The following is a 16,634-nucleotide window of genomic DNA, read 5'->3' on the forward strand; positions in this document are numbered from 1 at the left end:
ATGGTAGAAAATAAAGTAGTAGTCATAACAGGTTCAGCAAGCGGCATTGGTTTCGAATTAGGGAAATCCTATGCAGAAAACGGAAGTAAAGTGGTACTGACGGATCTGAATGAAGAAGGCGTTAAGGCAGCAGCTGAAAACCTTAAAGACCTTGGATATGAAGCAATCGGCCTTAAAGCGGACGTAACAAGTGAAGAGGATATTCAGAACATGATCGATAAAGCTTACCAACAATATGGACGCATCGATGTACTCGTGAACAATGCAGGATTACAGCATGTGTCACCAATTGAAGAGTTTCCGACAGCGAAATTCGAGCTCATGATCAAGATTATGCTTACGGCTCCTTTCGTTGCCATCAAGCATGTTCTTCCTATCATGAAGAAACAAGGATTCGGCCGTATCATCAATGTCTCTTCCATCAACGGTTTAGTAGGTTTTGCCGGGAAAGCTGCCTATAACAGTGCTAAACACGGTGTGATCGGATTAACGAAAGTAGCGGCACTTGAGACTGCTCCATTTGGCATTACAGTGAATTCCATTTGCCCGGGTTATGTGGATACTCCACTCGTCAGAGGACAGCTTAAGGACATTGCCACGACACGCAATGTTCCATTAGAAAAAGTCCTGGAAGAAGTCATTTATCCTTTAGTCCCTCAAAAACGTTTACTGGATGTCAGTGAGATTGCGGATTATGCCATGTTCCTATCCAGTGATAAAGCTGGTAGCGTGACAGGGCAGGCCGTTGTCATCGACGGTGGATATACAGCTCAATAATGGAATGATTGGTCAGAAGGCTTCGGCACCGTGGAGTGTCGGAGTCTTTTTATACTCTTTTACTAGGTTCTCACCCTAGAAAGCTATTCCTTTCTTTCACATTTCTTCTTTAATCGACAATTTTCTCCCTCTTCTCTATTCGACTCTCCCTATTTTGTTTGTGCATTGCTGTTTCCTTAAATCACCAGTTTCATTCCCCTCGATCTCCAATTGTAAAAAATATGGTAGTTTCCTGGTTTTATAGAGTAGTAGAATGAGCACCAATCGAAGTAAGATTATGTAAAAAACATAAAGTTTACAAAAATGTATACAAGTAAACAATAACGTATACAAATGTAGACAAAAATGTATACATGTAAACAAACTAGTACACATGTTAATTTAAAGGGATGTGTACAAAATATGTGTACAACGATACAAAAACGTATACAATTTCTCGTTCTGTCTCTTTGAATTTCGATAGAAAAGTAGGATTGACCAGAGACAAGAAATTGTTTAATCTGAAAGTAAGAGTTGAAATTTTTTGACAAATTCTTACTCATGTATGAAAGGATGATTTTAATGACAAATTCTCGAATTGCAGCCATTGATGTTGGTAATGATTCTTTAAAAGGTATTTTTGGAAAAATGGACGCTGAGGTGAATATTCCGAACGTCATCGCCAGGGATATTGAAGATCGTCCGATCATCGGAATCGAGGAGCTGGATACACAAGACCCACTAGACGGCATACATATCCGTGTCCACTCCCCTGCTTTGAAAGACAATAATGCGATTTACCGTGTCGGTAATCTTGCAACGAAGAGTAATAACTCAACTGAACTTGATCCGGGCAGCAGTAAATCAGAAGAAGATCAAACACTGGTTATGCTATTTGCTTCGATCGCTCTAGATGCAGCGCGCAACGATCTATTTAAAAAGAATAATAATGTAATAGAAGCAAACTATACGCTCGGAACAGGTCTTCCCCTTCGCGAGGTGAAGGAAGGAAAAGATGTTGGATACCGTTCAAGATTATTAGGTTCTGTTCACCAGGTCGAGTTCCTTGTCACTCCCCGCTATCAAGGAATCAAAGTAAATATCAAGTTTGATGAAGTGAAGGTGTATCCTGAAGGATTTGCTGCTTTTATCAACCTTGTGATGGATAATAATTCAAATATCATCAATAAAGATTTGATTGATAAGCGCATTTTGATTCAGGATATCGGTGGATTATCAACAGATATCGCGGTCATCAAAGATCGAAAAGTAGACGATGATAAAGCTCAAGGCTTTAACCTTGGTGTTTCTGAATCCCTAGAATTGATCCGTGAAGAAATCCGTTCAAGACACGGCATTGAGCTGGATAGCCGACGCGATGTGGTGGAAATCATCACGAAGAAAAATGATCGCAATCATATCATGGTCAAAGGAAGTCGTACAAGCGTCCATGACATTGTGGACCGTATCATGCTTGAACTGGCTAAGAAGCAATACCGCCACCTTCGTAATATGTGGCAAAAGAACTCTCAAACGGAAATCTGCTACTTCATAGGTGGTGGATCAAGCGTCCTGAAAGAATATATCAAAACGCTTAATAATAATCTTGATGGGTACAATATCGACTTCTTTGAAGATGAGAAGGAAAGCATCTGGATGATGGCCAATGCCTACTACAAGCTGATTGGGGACTTCACAAGAAAGAATGAAAAACAACAACAAGCCCAGAAAGACGAACAAAAATTAGCGAAAACCAAATAGGGTGATGGTATGAAAGAAAAAGGGATGTCGAGGGGACAGCCGATTACGTTTCGGCTTCCTTCTGATACACCTGACCATGTATTAAAGCATCTGCAAAAGCTGAAGGAAACAGAAAAACGAAATTTCTCAAGCAAGATTGCAGAGCTTGTATTGAACGGTGTGAATGATACAATTTCCAAGCAGCGGGAAGCCATTACGATCCCCCTTCCGAAGGGCCTGGACAAGTCCCAACGTGATTGGTTAAAGCATGAACATTCAGAAGCGCTCTTAGGGAGTATCGTGTACCAGCTGCTTTCCAACCCGGTGCGTACAGCCTCCCTGCTTGCTTCCATAAGCAGTAGCTCATTAGATATCGATGAAGCTCTCTATCTTCAGGAAGAATCGGCAGCAAGTCACGATACCTCGCGGGAATGGTCCCTTGACCACGTGATAGATGATTCACCTGAAGAAGTAGTGGATGAGCGCTCATACTCTACAGATGAAGAATTGGACAACTTTGACTGGGACAGTGCCATGAAACCCCAGGAAACGGTCAGCGAAGAGCCCAAAGAAGAATCGATGGACGATCTATTGGGTGACTTCCTTGCTCAAATGAATAAATAAAGAAGAACCTGAAGCGTATGAAGCTTCAGGTTCTTTTTTGGTTTTTGCGACCGATTCAAAGCACACTTCCCTTTTAAATACAACCATCTAATAAAGTTAGAAACTGTAATCAATTTGTCTTAATTGAATTATATTTTCTACTCCAACCCCACAATCTTATATATCTCTAAGAAAAAAATGTTACAGAGGGCCTTGCGTTGATTAAAACATGTATAAAAAATGGCAGTTTATTTCAAATGATTCCCATGACCTAGTTTATGCAGGGCCATAATCGAGGTAAACACCGATTAAACAGAATAGAAGCACGTCATTGGCAAAACCATTATAGAGGAGAGATTCGATGAGTATTCAAAAAAGTAATGATAGCTCAAGTCTCGCGGAAGTAATCGATAGAATCCTGGATAAAGGAATCGTCATTGATGCATTTGCCAGAGTTTCCTTAGTAGGGATCGAGATTCTGACAGTTGAAGCACGGGTTGTCATTGCGAGTGTGGATACATGGTTACGATATGCAGAAGCAGTTGGGCTACTGAGAGACGAAGTACAGGAAGAAGGTCTCACCAAGCAGTCAAATGAAAGAGGAACAGCATTCAGCATTTAAACAAGTAAATGAAATATAGTTTTACTATTTTAATAGAAAAGAGGATGAATATGGCAGAAGTGAAAAGCAGTCAACAGGTAGAAGAAACGAAGAGCACTGATGAAAAGAAAGGACAATCCAATGAAAACAGACAATCAATGAATTATGCGATTATCGGTGGAGTAGTCGGTGCAGGAATTGGCTTACTTTCGAATCCTGGTACAGGAAAAAAAGTAGTGGACAGTCTAGGGAAATCAGATGTGATGAAAGCGGCAAGTAAAGAACTGCGAAGGTCCGCTCAGGAATTCTTGACAGAGCAGGCTATCATCACCCTTAGACAATCCGCTACCGGATACATGAGCAGGCTCGAAGGTGGATTGCTGTCACCTAAGAAGAAAAAAGAAGAGGCGTCGGAAAACGCTGATGCCAAAGCTGATAACAATCAAGATTCTTCGAATCAATCAGAAGAATTAGAAGAGATCAAGGAAGAAAACAAGAATTTGAATGAGCGTTTAGAACGTATCGAAGAAATGTTGAACAGCCTGGTGGAGTCTAAGAAATAATCGCATCCCTAAAGGGGGCATTACATGAATAAGCCTGTAAAAAAAGCAGTTGGGAAGATGGCTAAAAAAGCATACGACCATGCTCCGGAGCCTGTGAAAGAGAAAGTGAAAGATACATTGAAAGAGAAAGCGAAAGAAACCTTTGTGAACAGTGTGGAAAATGGTATTCAATCAAAGGCCAACGAAGCATCCGGGAAATTAGAGAATGCAAAAGAGAAAAATGCCGATAATGTTCATACCAAAGCAGAAGAAGCAAAGGAAAAAGTACAGGATGTCCTGCTTTCCGTAAGGGAAAAGTTAGGGAATGCAAAAGAAGCAGGAGAAGAATTTCAAAAGAAAATTTCTTCATCAAATGATAAACAAACAAATATCAAAGGCGTGGGAAATATTAAGGGAGCAAGTGACATCAAGAGCTCCTTTAACATTAAGAGTTCCACTGAAATAAAAAGTTCAGAAAATATTAAATCTTCAAAAGACATTAAGACAATCTGTTCCTAAACACCGGAAGGAGAATAACAATTGGCTATTCAAAAGAGTAATAACAGTTCAAGTTTAGCAGAAGTCATCGACCGTATTCTAGACAAAGGGATCGTCATTGACGCATTTGCAAGAGTATCTGTCGTTGGAATTGAAATATTGACAGTTGAAGCAAGGGTTGTCATTGCAAGCGTCGATACATGGTTGCGTTATGCAGAGGCAGTAGGTCTCTTACGGGATGACGTAGAGGAAAACGGTCTTGCTACACAACAGAATGAAAGAAGCTCCCAGTTCAGCATCTAAATGGAGTGCCAGCAAAAGAATATGTGTATGAAGGGGGCCATTATTGGCACCCTCCCCTTCATCTACAGTAGGAGGCAACTATGGTAATCAAAGAAATCATGAACAGTGTGACGGATTTCTTCAATGAACATGTAGCTCCGGTCCATAAGATTACGTCGGTGGAACTGACAGAAGACGAAGGCTGGAAGCTGCAAGTCGAAGTGATTGAAGAAAAAGAATATATGAAGAAATATGCGAAAGACGAAATGCTTGGAACATATGATGTTCTCCTTAATAAAGAAAAGGAAGTTACGTCATTTAAACGAAGGGATATCCGTTACAGAAGTGCCATTGGACAGGAAATGTAGTGTCCTGAGCGAGTAGGAGGGAATTGTACGTGACGGTCTTAACTAAACGGATCAAAAAGGATAGCAGGGCATTAATACAAGATGATGAAACGAAAGAATTGCTTTCGCGCTCATTGCAGTACCTTAAAGCTGGATATCCTGTGCATTTCACAGGTCCTTCCGGGGCCGGGAAAACATCTCTTGCACTCGCACTTGCGAAAAAGAGAAAAAGACCGGTTATGCTCATGCACGGTAATCACGAATTGAATAATAAAGACTTAATCGGTGATTTTACGGGTTATACAAGTAAAAAGGTCGTCGATCAATATGTACGATCCGTTTATAAAAAGGACGAAAGCGTCACAGAGACATGGAGAGACGGACGTTTACTGGAAGCCGTCAAGAATGGTTATACCCTTGTATACGATGAATTTACACGATCACAGCCGACGACGAATAATATCTTCCTATCCATTTTGGAAGAAGGAATCATTCCTTTGTATGGTTCGAAGCTCACTGAGCCCTTTATTAGAGTACATCCGGAATTTGCCATCATTTTTACTAGTAATCCTGCAGAGTATGCAGGGGTTTATCAAACACAGGATGCTCTACTGGATCGGTTAATCACCATTAACGTAGATTACAAGGGAGCAGAACAAGAGGCGAAGATTGTATCAGAAAAAGCTAACTTGGTGATGAGTGAAGCAAGAGCGATTACTACACTAATCTCAACATTACGCGATCAATGTACAAACGAAATGAACGGACCGAGCTTGCGTGCTTCCTTAATGATTGCAAGACTCGCCATTGAATCAGACATTCCCATAGACGGTAAGGATACAGATTTTCAACGTCTATGTATTGATATAGCAGCACACAGCGTCAGTCGATGTATCGACGGAGAAAACTCACAAGAAAAAGCAGAACAATTGATTATAGATGAATGTAAAAAAATGAGGGTATCTGAGGAATAAAGGAGAGTTTTAAAATGAGTCAGGAAGAAATGGGGATATATATATTTTGTGCCATTCAAACGGAACAGGAAGATCATTTTGGTTCCATTGAAATAGAGGGTGAGGAACGCGAAACGTTCACAATCAGATATAAAGATGCCGCGATGGTAGCGGCAGAAGTACCGATGAAAATCTATCATCCAAAGAAGCAGAATTTGTTGATGCACCAAGGTGCAGTATCCCGGGTCATGGAACAAAAGGATACGGTCATCCCGATCAGCTTCGGAAATGTCTTTAAGTCGACAGATGATGTTGAGGCCCTGCTTGAAAACCTTTATCCGCAGTTCGAAACTCTGTTCCCGGCAATCAAGGGAAAAATCGAGCTGGGCTTAAAGGTTATCGGTAAAAAGGAATGGCTTGAAGCCATGGTGAAGGATAACCCGCAGGTGGAAAAAATGGCCTCAGCCGTTAAAGGGAAATCAGAATCGGCCGCGTATTATGACCGAATTCAGCTTGGCGGAATGGCTCAGAAGCTATTTGCTTCCCTGCAAAGTGAGATTAAGCAGGAAGTCTATGCACCCCTTGAGGAATCAGCCGTGTCAGCAAAGGCAAATGATCCTTCAAGTGAGAAAATGCTTCTCAACGCTTCATTCTTAATTGACCGGGATCAGGAAGAATTGTTTGATCAAAAGGTTAACGAGGCACATGAAAAGTGGAAGGATAAGGTCGAATTCAACTACAGCGGCCCTTGGCCGGCATACAATTTCGTCAACATCCGATTAAAGGTCGAGGAAGGCTGATGATCCATAAATTGGTGAGCGCACCAATTAATCTGGTCATTAAAGTCGGTGAAAAGATCAAAGAAGAAGCGGATAAAGAATTATACGACCTTCCTACCATTCAACAAAAGTTGATTCAGCTTCAAATGATGTATGAATTAGGGGAAATCCCCGAGGAAGCATTCCAGGAAAAAGAAGATGAGCTCTTAACAAGATATGAAATAGCGAAACAGATGGAAATGGAGCAATGGGAAGAACTAACGAAAAAGAAATAAGGGTGATCAGATGAGAGATTTACTTTATCTATATGGCTTAATCCCGACAGAAGAAGCAAATAAAGAAACCCTTCCCCCCATGAAAGGATTTGATGGGGAAGATGAACTGTATACGATTCAAATCGGAGCCGTGACCGCCATTGTCTGTGATCTGCCAGCCGATGATTACTCAGAGGAGTCGATCAAGGAAAAAGTCGATAACGACATGGACTGGCTTCAGGAAAAGGCGTTCCATCATCATGAAACCGTGTTGATGGTGTCGAAACTCTATACCATCATTCCCCTGAAGTTTTGTACATTGTACAAAAATGAGGAAAGTCTGAAGAACACGATCGAAGGCAATCGAAATAAACTTGAAACGACCTTTCAACAACTCGATGGCAATGAAGAATGGAATGTCAAAATTTACTGTGACGATAAGCTGTTGAAGAAGCAAGTAAGCGAAAGCAATCCGTCCATTGAAGCCAAAAGGAAAGAAATCAGTGAATTACCAAAGGGCAGGCAGTTCTTTGAAAAGAAAAAGATCGATCAGCTGATTGACCGGGAACTGGAAAACGAAAAAAACCGCCTCTGTGAAGAGGTGCATGAAAAACTGAAAGAGCACTCTCTCCACGGAAACGTCAAGAAAAATTGGAGTAAGGATGTCACAGGCAGACAAGAACATATGGCTTGGAACAGTGTGTTTCTCCTGCCGGTTTCCAATGTGGATGAATTTGTAGAGGAAATTAAGCAATACGAAGAAGAATTGGGACACGCCGGTTGGAAAATTGAAGCATCCGGCCCTTGGCCACCCTATCATTTTTCTAGTTTTTCTTAATCACAAAATAAGGAATGAGAAATATGACCGTAAGAGAATCGATCGAGAATAAAGATATAGCCCTTATAGATATTTTAGATGTCATTCTCGATAAAGGTGTGGCAATAAAGGGAGATTTGATTATATCCATCGCAGGGGTAGATCTCGTGTATCTGGATTTGCGGGTGTTGATCTCTTCTGTTGAGACGTTGGTTCAGCATAAGCAGGGAACGCGTACATCCGATCAATTCGATCAAGAAAGGGAGGGATTGATTCATGCAACAGGCCAGCGGGACAAATGGGCGGATTAATTTCGACCCGGAAAAAGCGGAACAAGGCTTGGCACAGCTTGTATTGACCGTCGTGGAGCTATTAAGGCAAATCGTCGAACGACACGCCATGCGCCGTGTCGAAGGCGGTACGTTAACGGATGAACAAGTGGAGAATCTGGGGATTGCCCTTATGAATCTCGAAGAAAAAATGGAAGAGTTAAAAGAGGTATTCGGTCTGGATGCAGAAGACTTGAACATAGATCTTGGCCCTTTAGGAAGCTTGATGTAATAGCGGTTAAGGAGGTTACATGATGGGAATGGAGCATCCGGTACAATCCAATACAATTGTGGATGTCTTAGAAAAAATATTAGACAAAGGGGTTGTTGTAGCAGGAGATATTACGGTGGGAATTGCCGATGTCGAGCTCTTGACGATCAAAATCCGCTTAATTGTTGCCTCTGTCGATAAAGCGAAGGAAATCGGCATGGACTGGTGGGAAAATGACCCTTACTTAAGTTCAAAAGCAGCGGATAACAACACAAAAGCCCTTGAGGAAGAAAACAAGAAATTACAGGAACGATTGGAATCACTTGAAAAGAAACTGGAAACGAACCGCCTTAATCCGGCGGATATAAACTAATTGGAGGTTTTACACATGGCAGAAAAAAATAATACGCAAACAACAGTTGAGAATCAAGGACAAGAAAAGAATGCGACGAATGAGAACAAAACGAGAAGAAGCGGCCCGATCAAGAGGACCGTTGCAGGAAGCCTACTTGGAGCAACGGTTGGCTATTTAGCGACACCTGAAAACGGGAAAAAACTGCTGGATCGTATCGACCAGGAAAAAATTAAAAGCAAAAGCCTGGACTTCGGGAAAGCGGCAAAAGAAAAATCCAGAAAAGCCGCTGTCTCACTAAAATCATCTACAGCCAGCCTATTTAAGCGTGATAGAGATGATGAAGCTTCTGAAGATACGGAAACAGCTGTAAATACAACAGAAACAAACGAGTCACAAGAAGAATCCAACCAAGACTATGAAGCTCTTAAACAAGAAAATGAAGAGCTTCAGAATCGCCTGCAGCAATTAGAAGAGAAAATGAATCAAATTGCAGCAGCCCGTGAAGATGTAGGTGATGAAGAGGAAGGCGAGGAAGAGGAAAAAGAAACTTCTTCTAGAAAGAAAACGTCAAAGAAATCCAATGAAACGGCTGCAGATGAAGAGGATGACGAAGACGAAGAAGAAGAAGAAGATGATGACGAAGAAGATAGCGACGATGAGGATGAAGCGTCAAGCAAGAAAAAATCCAACAGCAAGTCAACAAAAGGGAAGAAACGTTCTACACGCAAGACTAGTGCAAAAAGTAAAAAGTCATCCAAAAAAGAAGATGATACAAACGAAGATCAAGAAGAAGACACAACACTTTCTACGGAGGATGACACAGTAGCTTAACGAAAGGGAGATGTGAACATGAGTTCAGGACCAGGAAAGGACAGCATCTTAGAATTTTTTGTGCAAGCTTCAAACAAACATGACTTTTCATTAGATATCACGTTAAACGTCGCTGGGGCCGTTATCACGGGTACTCTCGTTTCCGCAAAGGAATACTTCGACTCGTTAAGCGAAACCTTTGAGGACGGCAGTGACGTGGCTCAGAAGCTGAGTGAGGAGCTCGCCAAGGCAGGCGAGTCAGTAGAAGAAAACCAAAGTACTGAAGCCAATTTCATTCATTTGAAAAACACGAAGGTATATTGTGGTGACAGTAAGCCGACCCCTTCCAAAGGGAAAATCATGTGGAGGGGGAAAATCAGCGAGGTAGACGGATTTTTCTTGGGAAAGATTGCAGAATCGAAGAGCAGTAAATAACAAAAAGCGACTGAGCTTGGATTCAGTCGCTTTTTGTTATAGTAAGGGGAAATTTATTTCCCGGGGAGTAATCAACTCTTAAAGTCGATTTATCCTATTTTTGAACATGGATTACTTCACTGCTGTTCGGCTCTATAGTTATCTGCACTTCAATATACTGCTTACCATCTGAAGTATAGTTTTGTGTAATGCTTCCTTTGGATATACTATACTCCCCCTCTTGCATATAGATGGGGATCGTCACCTGAAGTGGCTTGTTTAAACGATTGGTTATATCCACTTGCTGAGATTCTGCACTTCCATCGTTCTCTGTCAGATAATCGGCGTCAAAGGACATGGTGCCACCTTCTGTGTCGCCGTTTTGGTAAACTGGGATAGAACGATCGGGTTCATCGTAATTGTAGGATGAGATCTGCCCGTTTTGAACGGAAAAGTCTCTGAAGCCAACCCATGGCTTACCGGATAATTCGATGGCCGTGGTGGTTGTATATAAGATACCATCCTGCTTTGTTACATCGTCAATATGAGTATGTCCATGGAGACTGATAGTCACATCATTCGCCTTCATGATATCAATTAATTCTTTGGCGTTTTCCCCATGCCACTGCTGATCATATTTAATCCCTAATTTTTCACCAAGGATGAGTGTGCACAAACGTTGAGGGTCATGTTGTTCATCATATTGCTTCCAGTATTCTTGAACGTCAGGGTCGTCTTGTGGCCAAATATCTCTGTCGCGCCATAATGGATTATGGTGTGAGAAGAGGCCGCGAATTTGGTCATTTTGTGCGGTTTTGGCATTCTCCTGCAGATCTTGTTTCACCCAGTTCAACTGTTCTTCCCGGATCTGGCCGCCCCATGTTGGTACAGAAACCGTACCGGTTCCGCTTCGGTCGAATTTATTCCAATCAAACGAGTTGTACCCGATGAAATGGGCATATGGGCCGTAATCAAACGAGAAGTATTGTGGACCGAAGTACTTCTCCCAGTACTTTGCTCCATCTGTCAGTGTCGCATCCTGGGCGTAGTAATCATGGTTTCCAGGGACGATATAAACAGGGACATTCAGCTTTTGTAGCATTTTATAGGTTTCTTCGTATTCATAAATATACTCGAGAGGATTAAGCTGACCAAACATCAGGTCTCCTGTAATGACAACAAAATCGGGATTTTTTAAATTGACTTCTTTAATGGATTTCTGCAGGTATAACCAGCGTTTAGTTGGATCTGGATCCCACATGCCCGTTTCCTTCGCACGTCCAGGCGTGAAGGAGGAAGGATCATCGGTATTCCCAAGGTTACGCGGAGAACCTATGTGAGTATCGGTCAAATGTAAGAAGGAAAAGTTCTTCTTATATTCATCGACTACTTTGACGGAATGAGGCTGCTCATCGGTAATCCTTTTTCCGTTACCTGTATAGGTCACCACGAGATCATATAATCTCTGTGGAGTCCCCTCTGGAATGGAGACTGTTACATCGACAATGGAAGAGCTGTCCTTCCAATGGGATTTCCCTGGTTGTACCGATTTGACTGGTAATTCGTAATCACTGGTGAGAGAAGAGTGATTGGTTTGCTTTAATTTTACAGACCAAGATCCCGTTTCCTTTCCTTGGGTATCAACCTGAATGGTGAGGGACTCGCCTTTCTTCTTAATGGCGGGTGTTGCAAATAATGGGTAAATAATCTGGTTCACTTTTTCATCAAGTGAGATATTTGGGAACTCATCTACGTAATGAGTAGTGTTTCCGATCCCTCCATCACGCTCGCCGGCAGAGCTGAAAGGGTTGTCCAGTGCCTGGGCTGAAAGTGGGGAAAGAGAAAATATCAATAGTAGTATGAATCCTTTGTTTAACCAATTCTTCATGATGCTTACCTCCTTTTCTGCCTCAAGAGTATCAGCCGAATGTAAAGGCAGTGTGGAGCCTTGTTTACAAAATAGTATCTCTGCTATTTACATAGAAAAGGGTGCCCCAATAAGGGACACCCACTTTCAGTTAAACAAGTATCATCCATAATAATAAAGTAAAGACAAGGGCGGTTAATCCCTGAACCAGCGTAGCGGCAGTCTGTGCCTTATAAGCATCTGTGACCTTCATGCCGCTGAATTGCGTCACAACCCAGAAGTAGCTGTCATTGACATGGCTGACCGTCATCGCTCCTGCACCGATGGCCATGACCACTAACGCAAGGGGGACGGCACCGTCAATCCCCATCTGTGGAAGGAGGGGAGCAATCAGGGAAGAGGTAATGACAAGGGCAGCTGTAGAAGATCCTTGAGCCGATTTTAATAGAGCTGCCACAATAAATGGAATCAAAAGGACGAGTGCACCGGAAAGTAATCCCCCGTCTGCGATTCCTTGAATCAATTCTGCAACGGGAGTCGCCTTGATGACGGATCCGAATGCTCCTCCTGCACCTGTGATCAATAAGATATTGGTAGCATCCTTCATCCCTTGACTCACCCAGCCATTAAGGGTTTCTTCATCCCATTTTGGCAGAAGGGCAAACGCAGCAAGGACACCAATCAGTAAAGCAACAACGGGAGAACCGATGAATAAGAGAACATCTGCGGCTCCCCCTTTCCACTGGAAGAAGCTGACGACAGATCCTGTACCGATCAAGAATATCGGAAGGACGATCGGGGCAAATGATTTAAACGTTGAAGGAAGCTCCCCAAAGGATTTGACGATCTCTTCATAATCCAGATCGAGCTCATCCTCTCCCTCGATTTCAATTTTATTTGCAACCTTAGTGGCCCAAAGGTAACCTGCCAGAATTGTAGGGATGGCGACAATCATCCCGATTAAAATAATGGTTCCCAAATAGTCGCTCGCCCCGATATTCCCGGCTGCGGCAATGGGACCCGGAGTCGGCGGCACAAGGGTATGTGTGGCATAAAGACCTGTGGCAAGTGCAACAGACATGGATGCGAGAGCCACTTTTGCCCGTTTGGCCAATGCTTTTTTGAGGCTTGAGAGAATCACGTATCCGGAGTCACAGAAGACGGGGATACTGACGATGGCCCCAATCAGGGACATGGCCAGCTGTGGTCTTTTTTCCCCAACTAATCGAAGAACCACTTCTGCCATCCTGAGGGCGGCACCTGATTTCTCTAAAATCGTCCCGATAATGGTACCTGCTACGATGACGATCCCGATATACCCCATCAATCCTCCGAATCCGCCGTTGACAGCCTCTACAACTGTATTCAGTGGCAAGCCGGCAAATATTCCGACTAAGAAAGCGGCAAACAATAATGATAAAAAGGGCTGAAGCTTTAATTTTGCCGTGGTGAAAATGATAAATCCTACCCCTAATACAATGACCGTAAATAACCAAATTCCTGACATAAGAATTTCCCCCTTTATGTTTATCCCTTTGTTAAATGTAAAATTCGTGCGATATTCCTTGTTTCATGGTAAAGCAGTTCTTCTGCACGACTGATGCTCTCCTCTAAAGCCATCGGACCGATGCTAATGGAATGACAGCTGGAGAAATTGTCGTATAATTGTTGGTACCCCTCTCCTAAACTCCCTGCGATAAGAGATACGGGAGTATGGTGCTGACTAGCAATGGTTGCGATATAAGAAGGGAGTTTACCAAACAATGTTTGATAATCGCTCTGACCTTCACCGGTGAGGACCCAATCAGCCTGACGAATGGCATCTGGAAGCTTCGTCGCTTCAGCAACCAGCTTGGCTCCTGATTCAATCTTTCCATGCAGATGCAAGAAGGCAAAGCCAAGTCCTCCGGCTGCTCCGGCACCGCTCGTGTGTTGAAAATCAACTCCTTTTTCTTCTTGAAGCAATAGACTATAGTGATATAGCTGTTGATCAAGCTCCTTCACCTGTTCCTCGGTGGCCCCTTTTTGTGGGCCGAATACATAAGATGCCCCTGTCTTTCCACATAAAGGATTTTCAACATCGGAAGCAATGTGAAAGGTGCATTCTTTTACTAGGGGATGGAGGGTGCTCCAGTCCACCTTTGCAATGGACTCGAGGTCCTTTCCAAATGGCCCGACAGCGTTTCCGTCTTCATCCTGAAAGGTAACGCCGAGTGCTTGAAGCATGCCGAATCCACCATCATTCGTCGAACTCCCGCCCAGGGCAATAATGAACGTTCGGAACCCGTCATCTATCGCTGTTGTAATGACTTCTCCGATGCCATAGGAAGTGGTATGGTATGGATTGCGTTTTTCACCAGGCACCATAGGTAACCCGGCGATGGAAGCTATTTCAATGACAGCTGTTTTCTTATCTCCTAAAACACCATATACAGTAGAGACCTTTTCCCCTAAAGGACCGGTGGCTGTTAAGGGTACTTTCTTTCCTCCAGTTGCGTAAAGGAGGGTTTCCAAAGTCCCTTCTCCACCATCAGCCATGGGGATGACGTTCGTTTGAAAGCTTGGTGATTCATCCAGAAAGGCTTTCTCCATAATGGCTCCAACCTTTAATGAGCTTAAACTACCTTTAAATGAATCGGGGGCAATAAGAATATTCATAGCGGCTCCTTTTTCAGAAAATATAATCTATTACTCTATTTAACCAAGTGAAGAAAGCGGTTACAATGTGAATTCTCCTAAACATTTTCCGGTGAAAATAAAAATGATTGTGCATGTGCACAATCATATTTACGTTATTTATTATTCATGTCATCAATCAATAAGATAAAACGCAGTATCATCGCGTCATCAAATGTTCTGGGGCTTAGACCTGTCAGTTCTTCAACACTTTCAAGCCGGTAAAGAAGGGTATTCCGGTGAATATGTAAAGCGTTCGCCGTTTCTTTCATGTTCAATTGGCAGTCAAACAATCGTTGAAGGGTATGTCGCAAGGTGTCGCTTAGCTGAAGAGTCTGTTCACGATAGCGATTCATAAACTCCTGGCGAATCTCGAGGGGGATCCGCTTGATAAAATCCATGATGCCCCAATCCTGTATATGAATGTGATCGGAAAACTGAGGGAAGCTTTCTTGTAATTCCAGGGAACTGTGTGCTTCCAAATACGATTTTCTATACCCGACGACGCCTGGGTAGACATGACCGATTGCTGTTTTTACAATGAAAGCCTTCTCCTGTAAATGCCGCTGCAAACGCTTGGCCAAAGTAATGACTTCACCCTTAGTGGGGCAGACGCTTGTAGGGATTCCGACGACGCACTGGGAGTCGTTGATAAAAGATTGAAAGTGAAGCTTTGGTAGTTGAAGCTTTATTCTCCTCAGAAGATCTTCTTTGACCATGGATAAAGGCATGTTGGTGGTAGAGTGGGTGAATAAGTTGGCGAACTGAACCAACATCACGTGAACAGGTTGGCTGGTTTCTAGATGTATGTAATGATGAGCGAACGCTTCATTTTTTCTTTCATCAAAATAATGGGGGTGTACTAAATCAAGCAGCCAATTATCCATCAATGTTTTTTGATGCTGCAATTGATTGTGGAAATGAACCTGCTGAAGCATTACTTCTACGGTGACCTTCACCATTTTCACAAACTGATCCAGTTCCAGGGGGGAACCGGTCACCCCAACGACCCCGATGATTTCTCCCATGAACTCAATAGGTAGGTTAATGCCTTCTTTAGAACCATGATACTTATCCAGGTCATTTTCAAAAATAATCAATGAACTTTTTTGTTTAAGGACATAAAGAGCCCCCTCGTGAACTTGATTCATGCGAGTGGAATCTGTACTGGCCACTATGACGCCGGACTCGTTCATGATATTGATATTGTAATGCACGATCGTCTTCAATTTCGCAATGATTGGATAAGCTAATTCTTCTGTAATATGCACGTGGAACACCCCATTATTCGTCTTGCCTTCATTCTAGCACATGTTTTCTTTCTGCCTATTCGGGTATAGATACGTATACAAAGGAGGTTACCGTTATGAAACGATTAATCGGAAGACTGATCAAATGGGGACCTATCATTTACCCGATTTATAAGAAGTATCGGAATAAGAGAAGACATAAGAAATCGATGACGTATTAAAAGGGCAGCCTGCGTGGGCTGTTTTTTTATTTTATAAATGAGCAAATAAAAAAAGGCTGGGACATAACTAAATCTATATACTCTAGAGACGAACAATAAGATTACGTGTTACACCGCTGCCCGATTCCGTGCAAGACTTCGGTTTCCTCGGGCGGAAGGCGAGCCTCCTCGTCGCTGTCGCTCCTGCGGGGTCTCACCTATTCCGCTTTTCCCGCAGGAGTCTTCGTCTTGCACTCCAATCAACAGCTGGAATCTGCTAAAAAAACTTCAGCACTGAAAATTAGAAATCCGAACGAGTTAGATTTTTATCAAATCACTCGTTCGGATTT

General features: G+C 42.7%; 21 protein-coding genes. 17 read left to right on the top strand and 4 right to left on the bottom strand.

Annotated elements, in window-relative coordinates; all coding sequences use genetic code 11:
* From SLH55_RS18035 to gvpU, 17 genes are all read left to right on the top strand, one after another.
* Entirely contained in the window at positions 1 to 777 is a 777-nt protein-coding gene (locus tag SLH55_RS18035; RefSeq protein ID WP_320324180.1) for a 3-hydroxybutyrate dehydrogenase, read from the top strand.
* Positions 778 to 1,338: 561 nt separating this feature from the next.
* On the top strand, positions 1,339 to 2,517 hold the full coding sequence (locus tag SLH55_RS18040; RefSeq protein ID WP_219165520.1) for a ParM/StbA family protein: 1,179 nt from the start codon (positions 1,339 to 1,341) through the stop codon (positions 2,515 to 2,517).
* A gap of 9 nt (positions 2,518 to 2,526) precedes the next feature.
* Positions 2,527 to 3,120 (top strand): hypothetical protein, encoded by a 594-nt coding sequence (locus tag SLH55_RS18045; protein ID WP_320324181.1) that lies wholly within the window; start codon positions 2,527 to 2,529, stop codon positions 3,118 to 3,120.
* Between the two features lie 340 nt (positions 3,121 to 3,460).
* Positions 3,461 to 3,721 carry a gas vesicle structural protein GvpA gene (gvpA, locus tag SLH55_RS18050; RefSeq protein WP_219165518.1) on the top strand — a complete coding sequence of 87 codons (261 nt, stop codon included), beginning with the start codon at positions 3,461 to 3,463 and terminating at the stop codon, positions 3,719 to 3,721.
* 50 nt (positions 3,722 to 3,771) lie between these two features.
* A complete protein-coding gene (gvpT, locus tag SLH55_RS18055) occupies positions 3,772 to 4,263 on the top strand; it encodes a GvpT/GvpP family gas vesicle accessory protein (protein ID WP_320324182.1) in 492 nt (163 codons plus the stop codon).
* A gap of 24 nt (positions 4,264 to 4,287) precedes the next feature.
* Positions 4,288 to 4,761 (top strand): gas vesicle protein GvpQ, encoded by a 474-nt coding sequence (gvpQ, locus tag SLH55_RS18060; RefSeq protein WP_320324183.1) that lies wholly within the window; start codon positions 4,288 to 4,290, stop codon positions 4,759 to 4,761.
* 21 nt (positions 4,762 to 4,782) lie between these two features.
* On the top strand, positions 4,783 to 5,043 hold the full coding sequence (gene gvpJ / locus SLH55_RS18065) for a gas vesicle protein GvpJ (protein WP_034764908.1): 261 nt from the start codon (positions 4,783 to 4,785) through the stop codon (positions 5,041 to 5,043).
* Positions 5,044 to 5,123: 80 nt separating this feature from the next.
* Positions 5,124 to 5,390, top strand: a complete 267-nt coding sequence (gvpO, locus tag SLH55_RS18070) for a gas vesicle protein GvpO (protein WP_034764910.1) — start codon at positions 5,124 to 5,126, stop codon at positions 5,388 to 5,390.
* A gap of 29 nt (positions 5,391 to 5,419) precedes the next feature.
* Positions 5,420 to 6,343 carry a gas vesicle protein GvpN gene (gvpN, locus tag SLH55_RS18075; RefSeq protein ID WP_320324184.1) on the top strand — a complete coding sequence of 308 codons (924 nt, stop codon included), beginning with the start codon at positions 5,420 to 5,422 and terminating at the stop codon, positions 6,341 to 6,343.
* A gap of 14 nt (positions 6,344 to 6,357) precedes the next feature.
* Entirely contained in the window at positions 6,358 to 7,122 is a 765-nt protein-coding gene (locus SLH55_RS18080; RefSeq protein ID WP_219165514.1) for a GvpL/GvpF family gas vesicle protein, read from the top strand.
* The gene (locus SLH55_RS18085; RefSeq protein ID WP_044340210.1) at positions 7,122 to 7,376 is read left to right on the top strand and encodes a gas vesicle protein GvpG; all 255 of its coding nucleotides are present in this window, start codon (positions 7,122 to 7,124) and stop codon (positions 7,374 to 7,376) included. The genes SLH55_RS18080 and SLH55_RS18085 overlap by 1 nt, the downstream gene beginning before the upstream one ends.
* A gap of 10 nt (positions 7,377 to 7,386) precedes the next feature.
* Positions 7,387 to 8,193: a GvpL/GvpF family gas vesicle protein gene (locus SLH55_RS18090; RefSeq protein ID WP_320324185.1), complete on the top strand. Its 807-nt coding sequence runs from the start codon at positions 7,387 to 7,389 to the stop codon at positions 8,191 to 8,193.
* 23 nt (positions 8,194 to 8,216) lie between these two features.
* On the top strand, positions 8,217 to 8,483 hold the full coding sequence (locus SLH55_RS18095; RefSeq protein WP_219165512.1) for a gas vesicle protein: 267 nt from the start codon (positions 8,217 to 8,219) through the stop codon (positions 8,481 to 8,483).
* Complete coding sequence (locus SLH55_RS18100; protein WP_034764925.1) at positions 8,449 to 8,733, top strand: gas vesicle protein K; 285 nt, start codon at positions 8,449 to 8,451, stop codon at positions 8,731 to 8,733. The genes SLH55_RS18095 and SLH55_RS18100 overlap by 35 nt, the downstream gene beginning before the upstream one ends.
* A 22-nt stretch (positions 8,734 to 8,755) precedes the next feature.
* Positions 8,756 to 9,085, top strand: coding sequence for a gas vesicle protein (gene gvpJ, locus SLH55_RS18105; protein WP_219165581.1), 330 nt, complete (start codon positions 8,756 to 8,758; stop codon positions 9,083 to 9,085).
* A 15-nt stretch (positions 9,086 to 9,100) separates the two neighbouring features.
* Positions 9,101 to 9,898: a YtxH domain-containing protein gene (locus tag SLH55_RS18110; protein WP_320324186.1), complete on the top strand. Its 798-nt coding sequence runs from the start codon at positions 9,101 to 9,103 to the stop codon at positions 9,896 to 9,898.
* 18 nt (positions 9,899 to 9,916) lie between these two features.
* Positions 9,917 to 10,312 carry a gas vesicle accessory protein GvpU gene (gvpU, locus tag SLH55_RS18115; RefSeq protein ID WP_219165510.1) on the top strand — a complete coding sequence of 132 codons (396 nt, stop codon included), beginning with the start codon at positions 9,917 to 9,919 and terminating at the stop codon, positions 10,310 to 10,312.
* 94 nt (positions 10,313 to 10,406) lie between these two features.
* On the opposite strand, the gene SLH55_RS18120 is transcribed toward gvpU, so the two are convergent.
* The 4 genes from SLH55_RS18120 to SLH55_RS18135 all read right to left on the bottom strand — a co-directional run bounded on the left by SLH55_RS18120 (position 10,407) and on the right by SLH55_RS18135 (position 16,105).
* Complete coding sequence (locus SLH55_RS18120) at positions 10,407 to 12,179, bottom strand: metallophosphoesterase family protein (protein WP_320324187.1); 1,773 nt, start codon at positions 12,177 to 12,179, stop codon at positions 10,407 to 10,409.
* Positions 12,180 to 12,309: 130 nt separating this feature from the next.
* A complete protein-coding gene (locus SLH55_RS18125; protein ID WP_320324188.1) occupies positions 12,310 to 13,665 on the bottom strand; it encodes a GntP family permease in 1,356 nt (451 codons plus the stop codon).
* Positions 13,666 to 13,685: 20 nt separating this feature from the next.
* Positions 13,686 to 14,816, bottom strand: a complete 1,131-nt coding sequence (locus SLH55_RS18130; protein WP_219165507.1) for a glycerate kinase — start codon at positions 14,814 to 14,816, stop codon at positions 13,686 to 13,688.
* A 134-nt stretch (positions 14,817 to 14,950) separates the two neighbouring features.
* Positions 14,951 to 16,105, bottom strand: a complete 1,155-nt coding sequence (locus tag SLH55_RS18135; protein WP_219165506.1) for a CdaR family transcriptional regulator — start codon at positions 16,103 to 16,105, stop codon at positions 14,951 to 14,953.
* Positions 16,106 to 16,634: the final 529 nt, after the last annotated feature.

This window comes from Rossellomorea sp. YZS02, from assembly GCF_033963925.1.
Taxonomy (GTDB): Bacteria; Bacillota; Bacilli; order Bacillales; family Bacillaceae_B; genus Rossellomorea.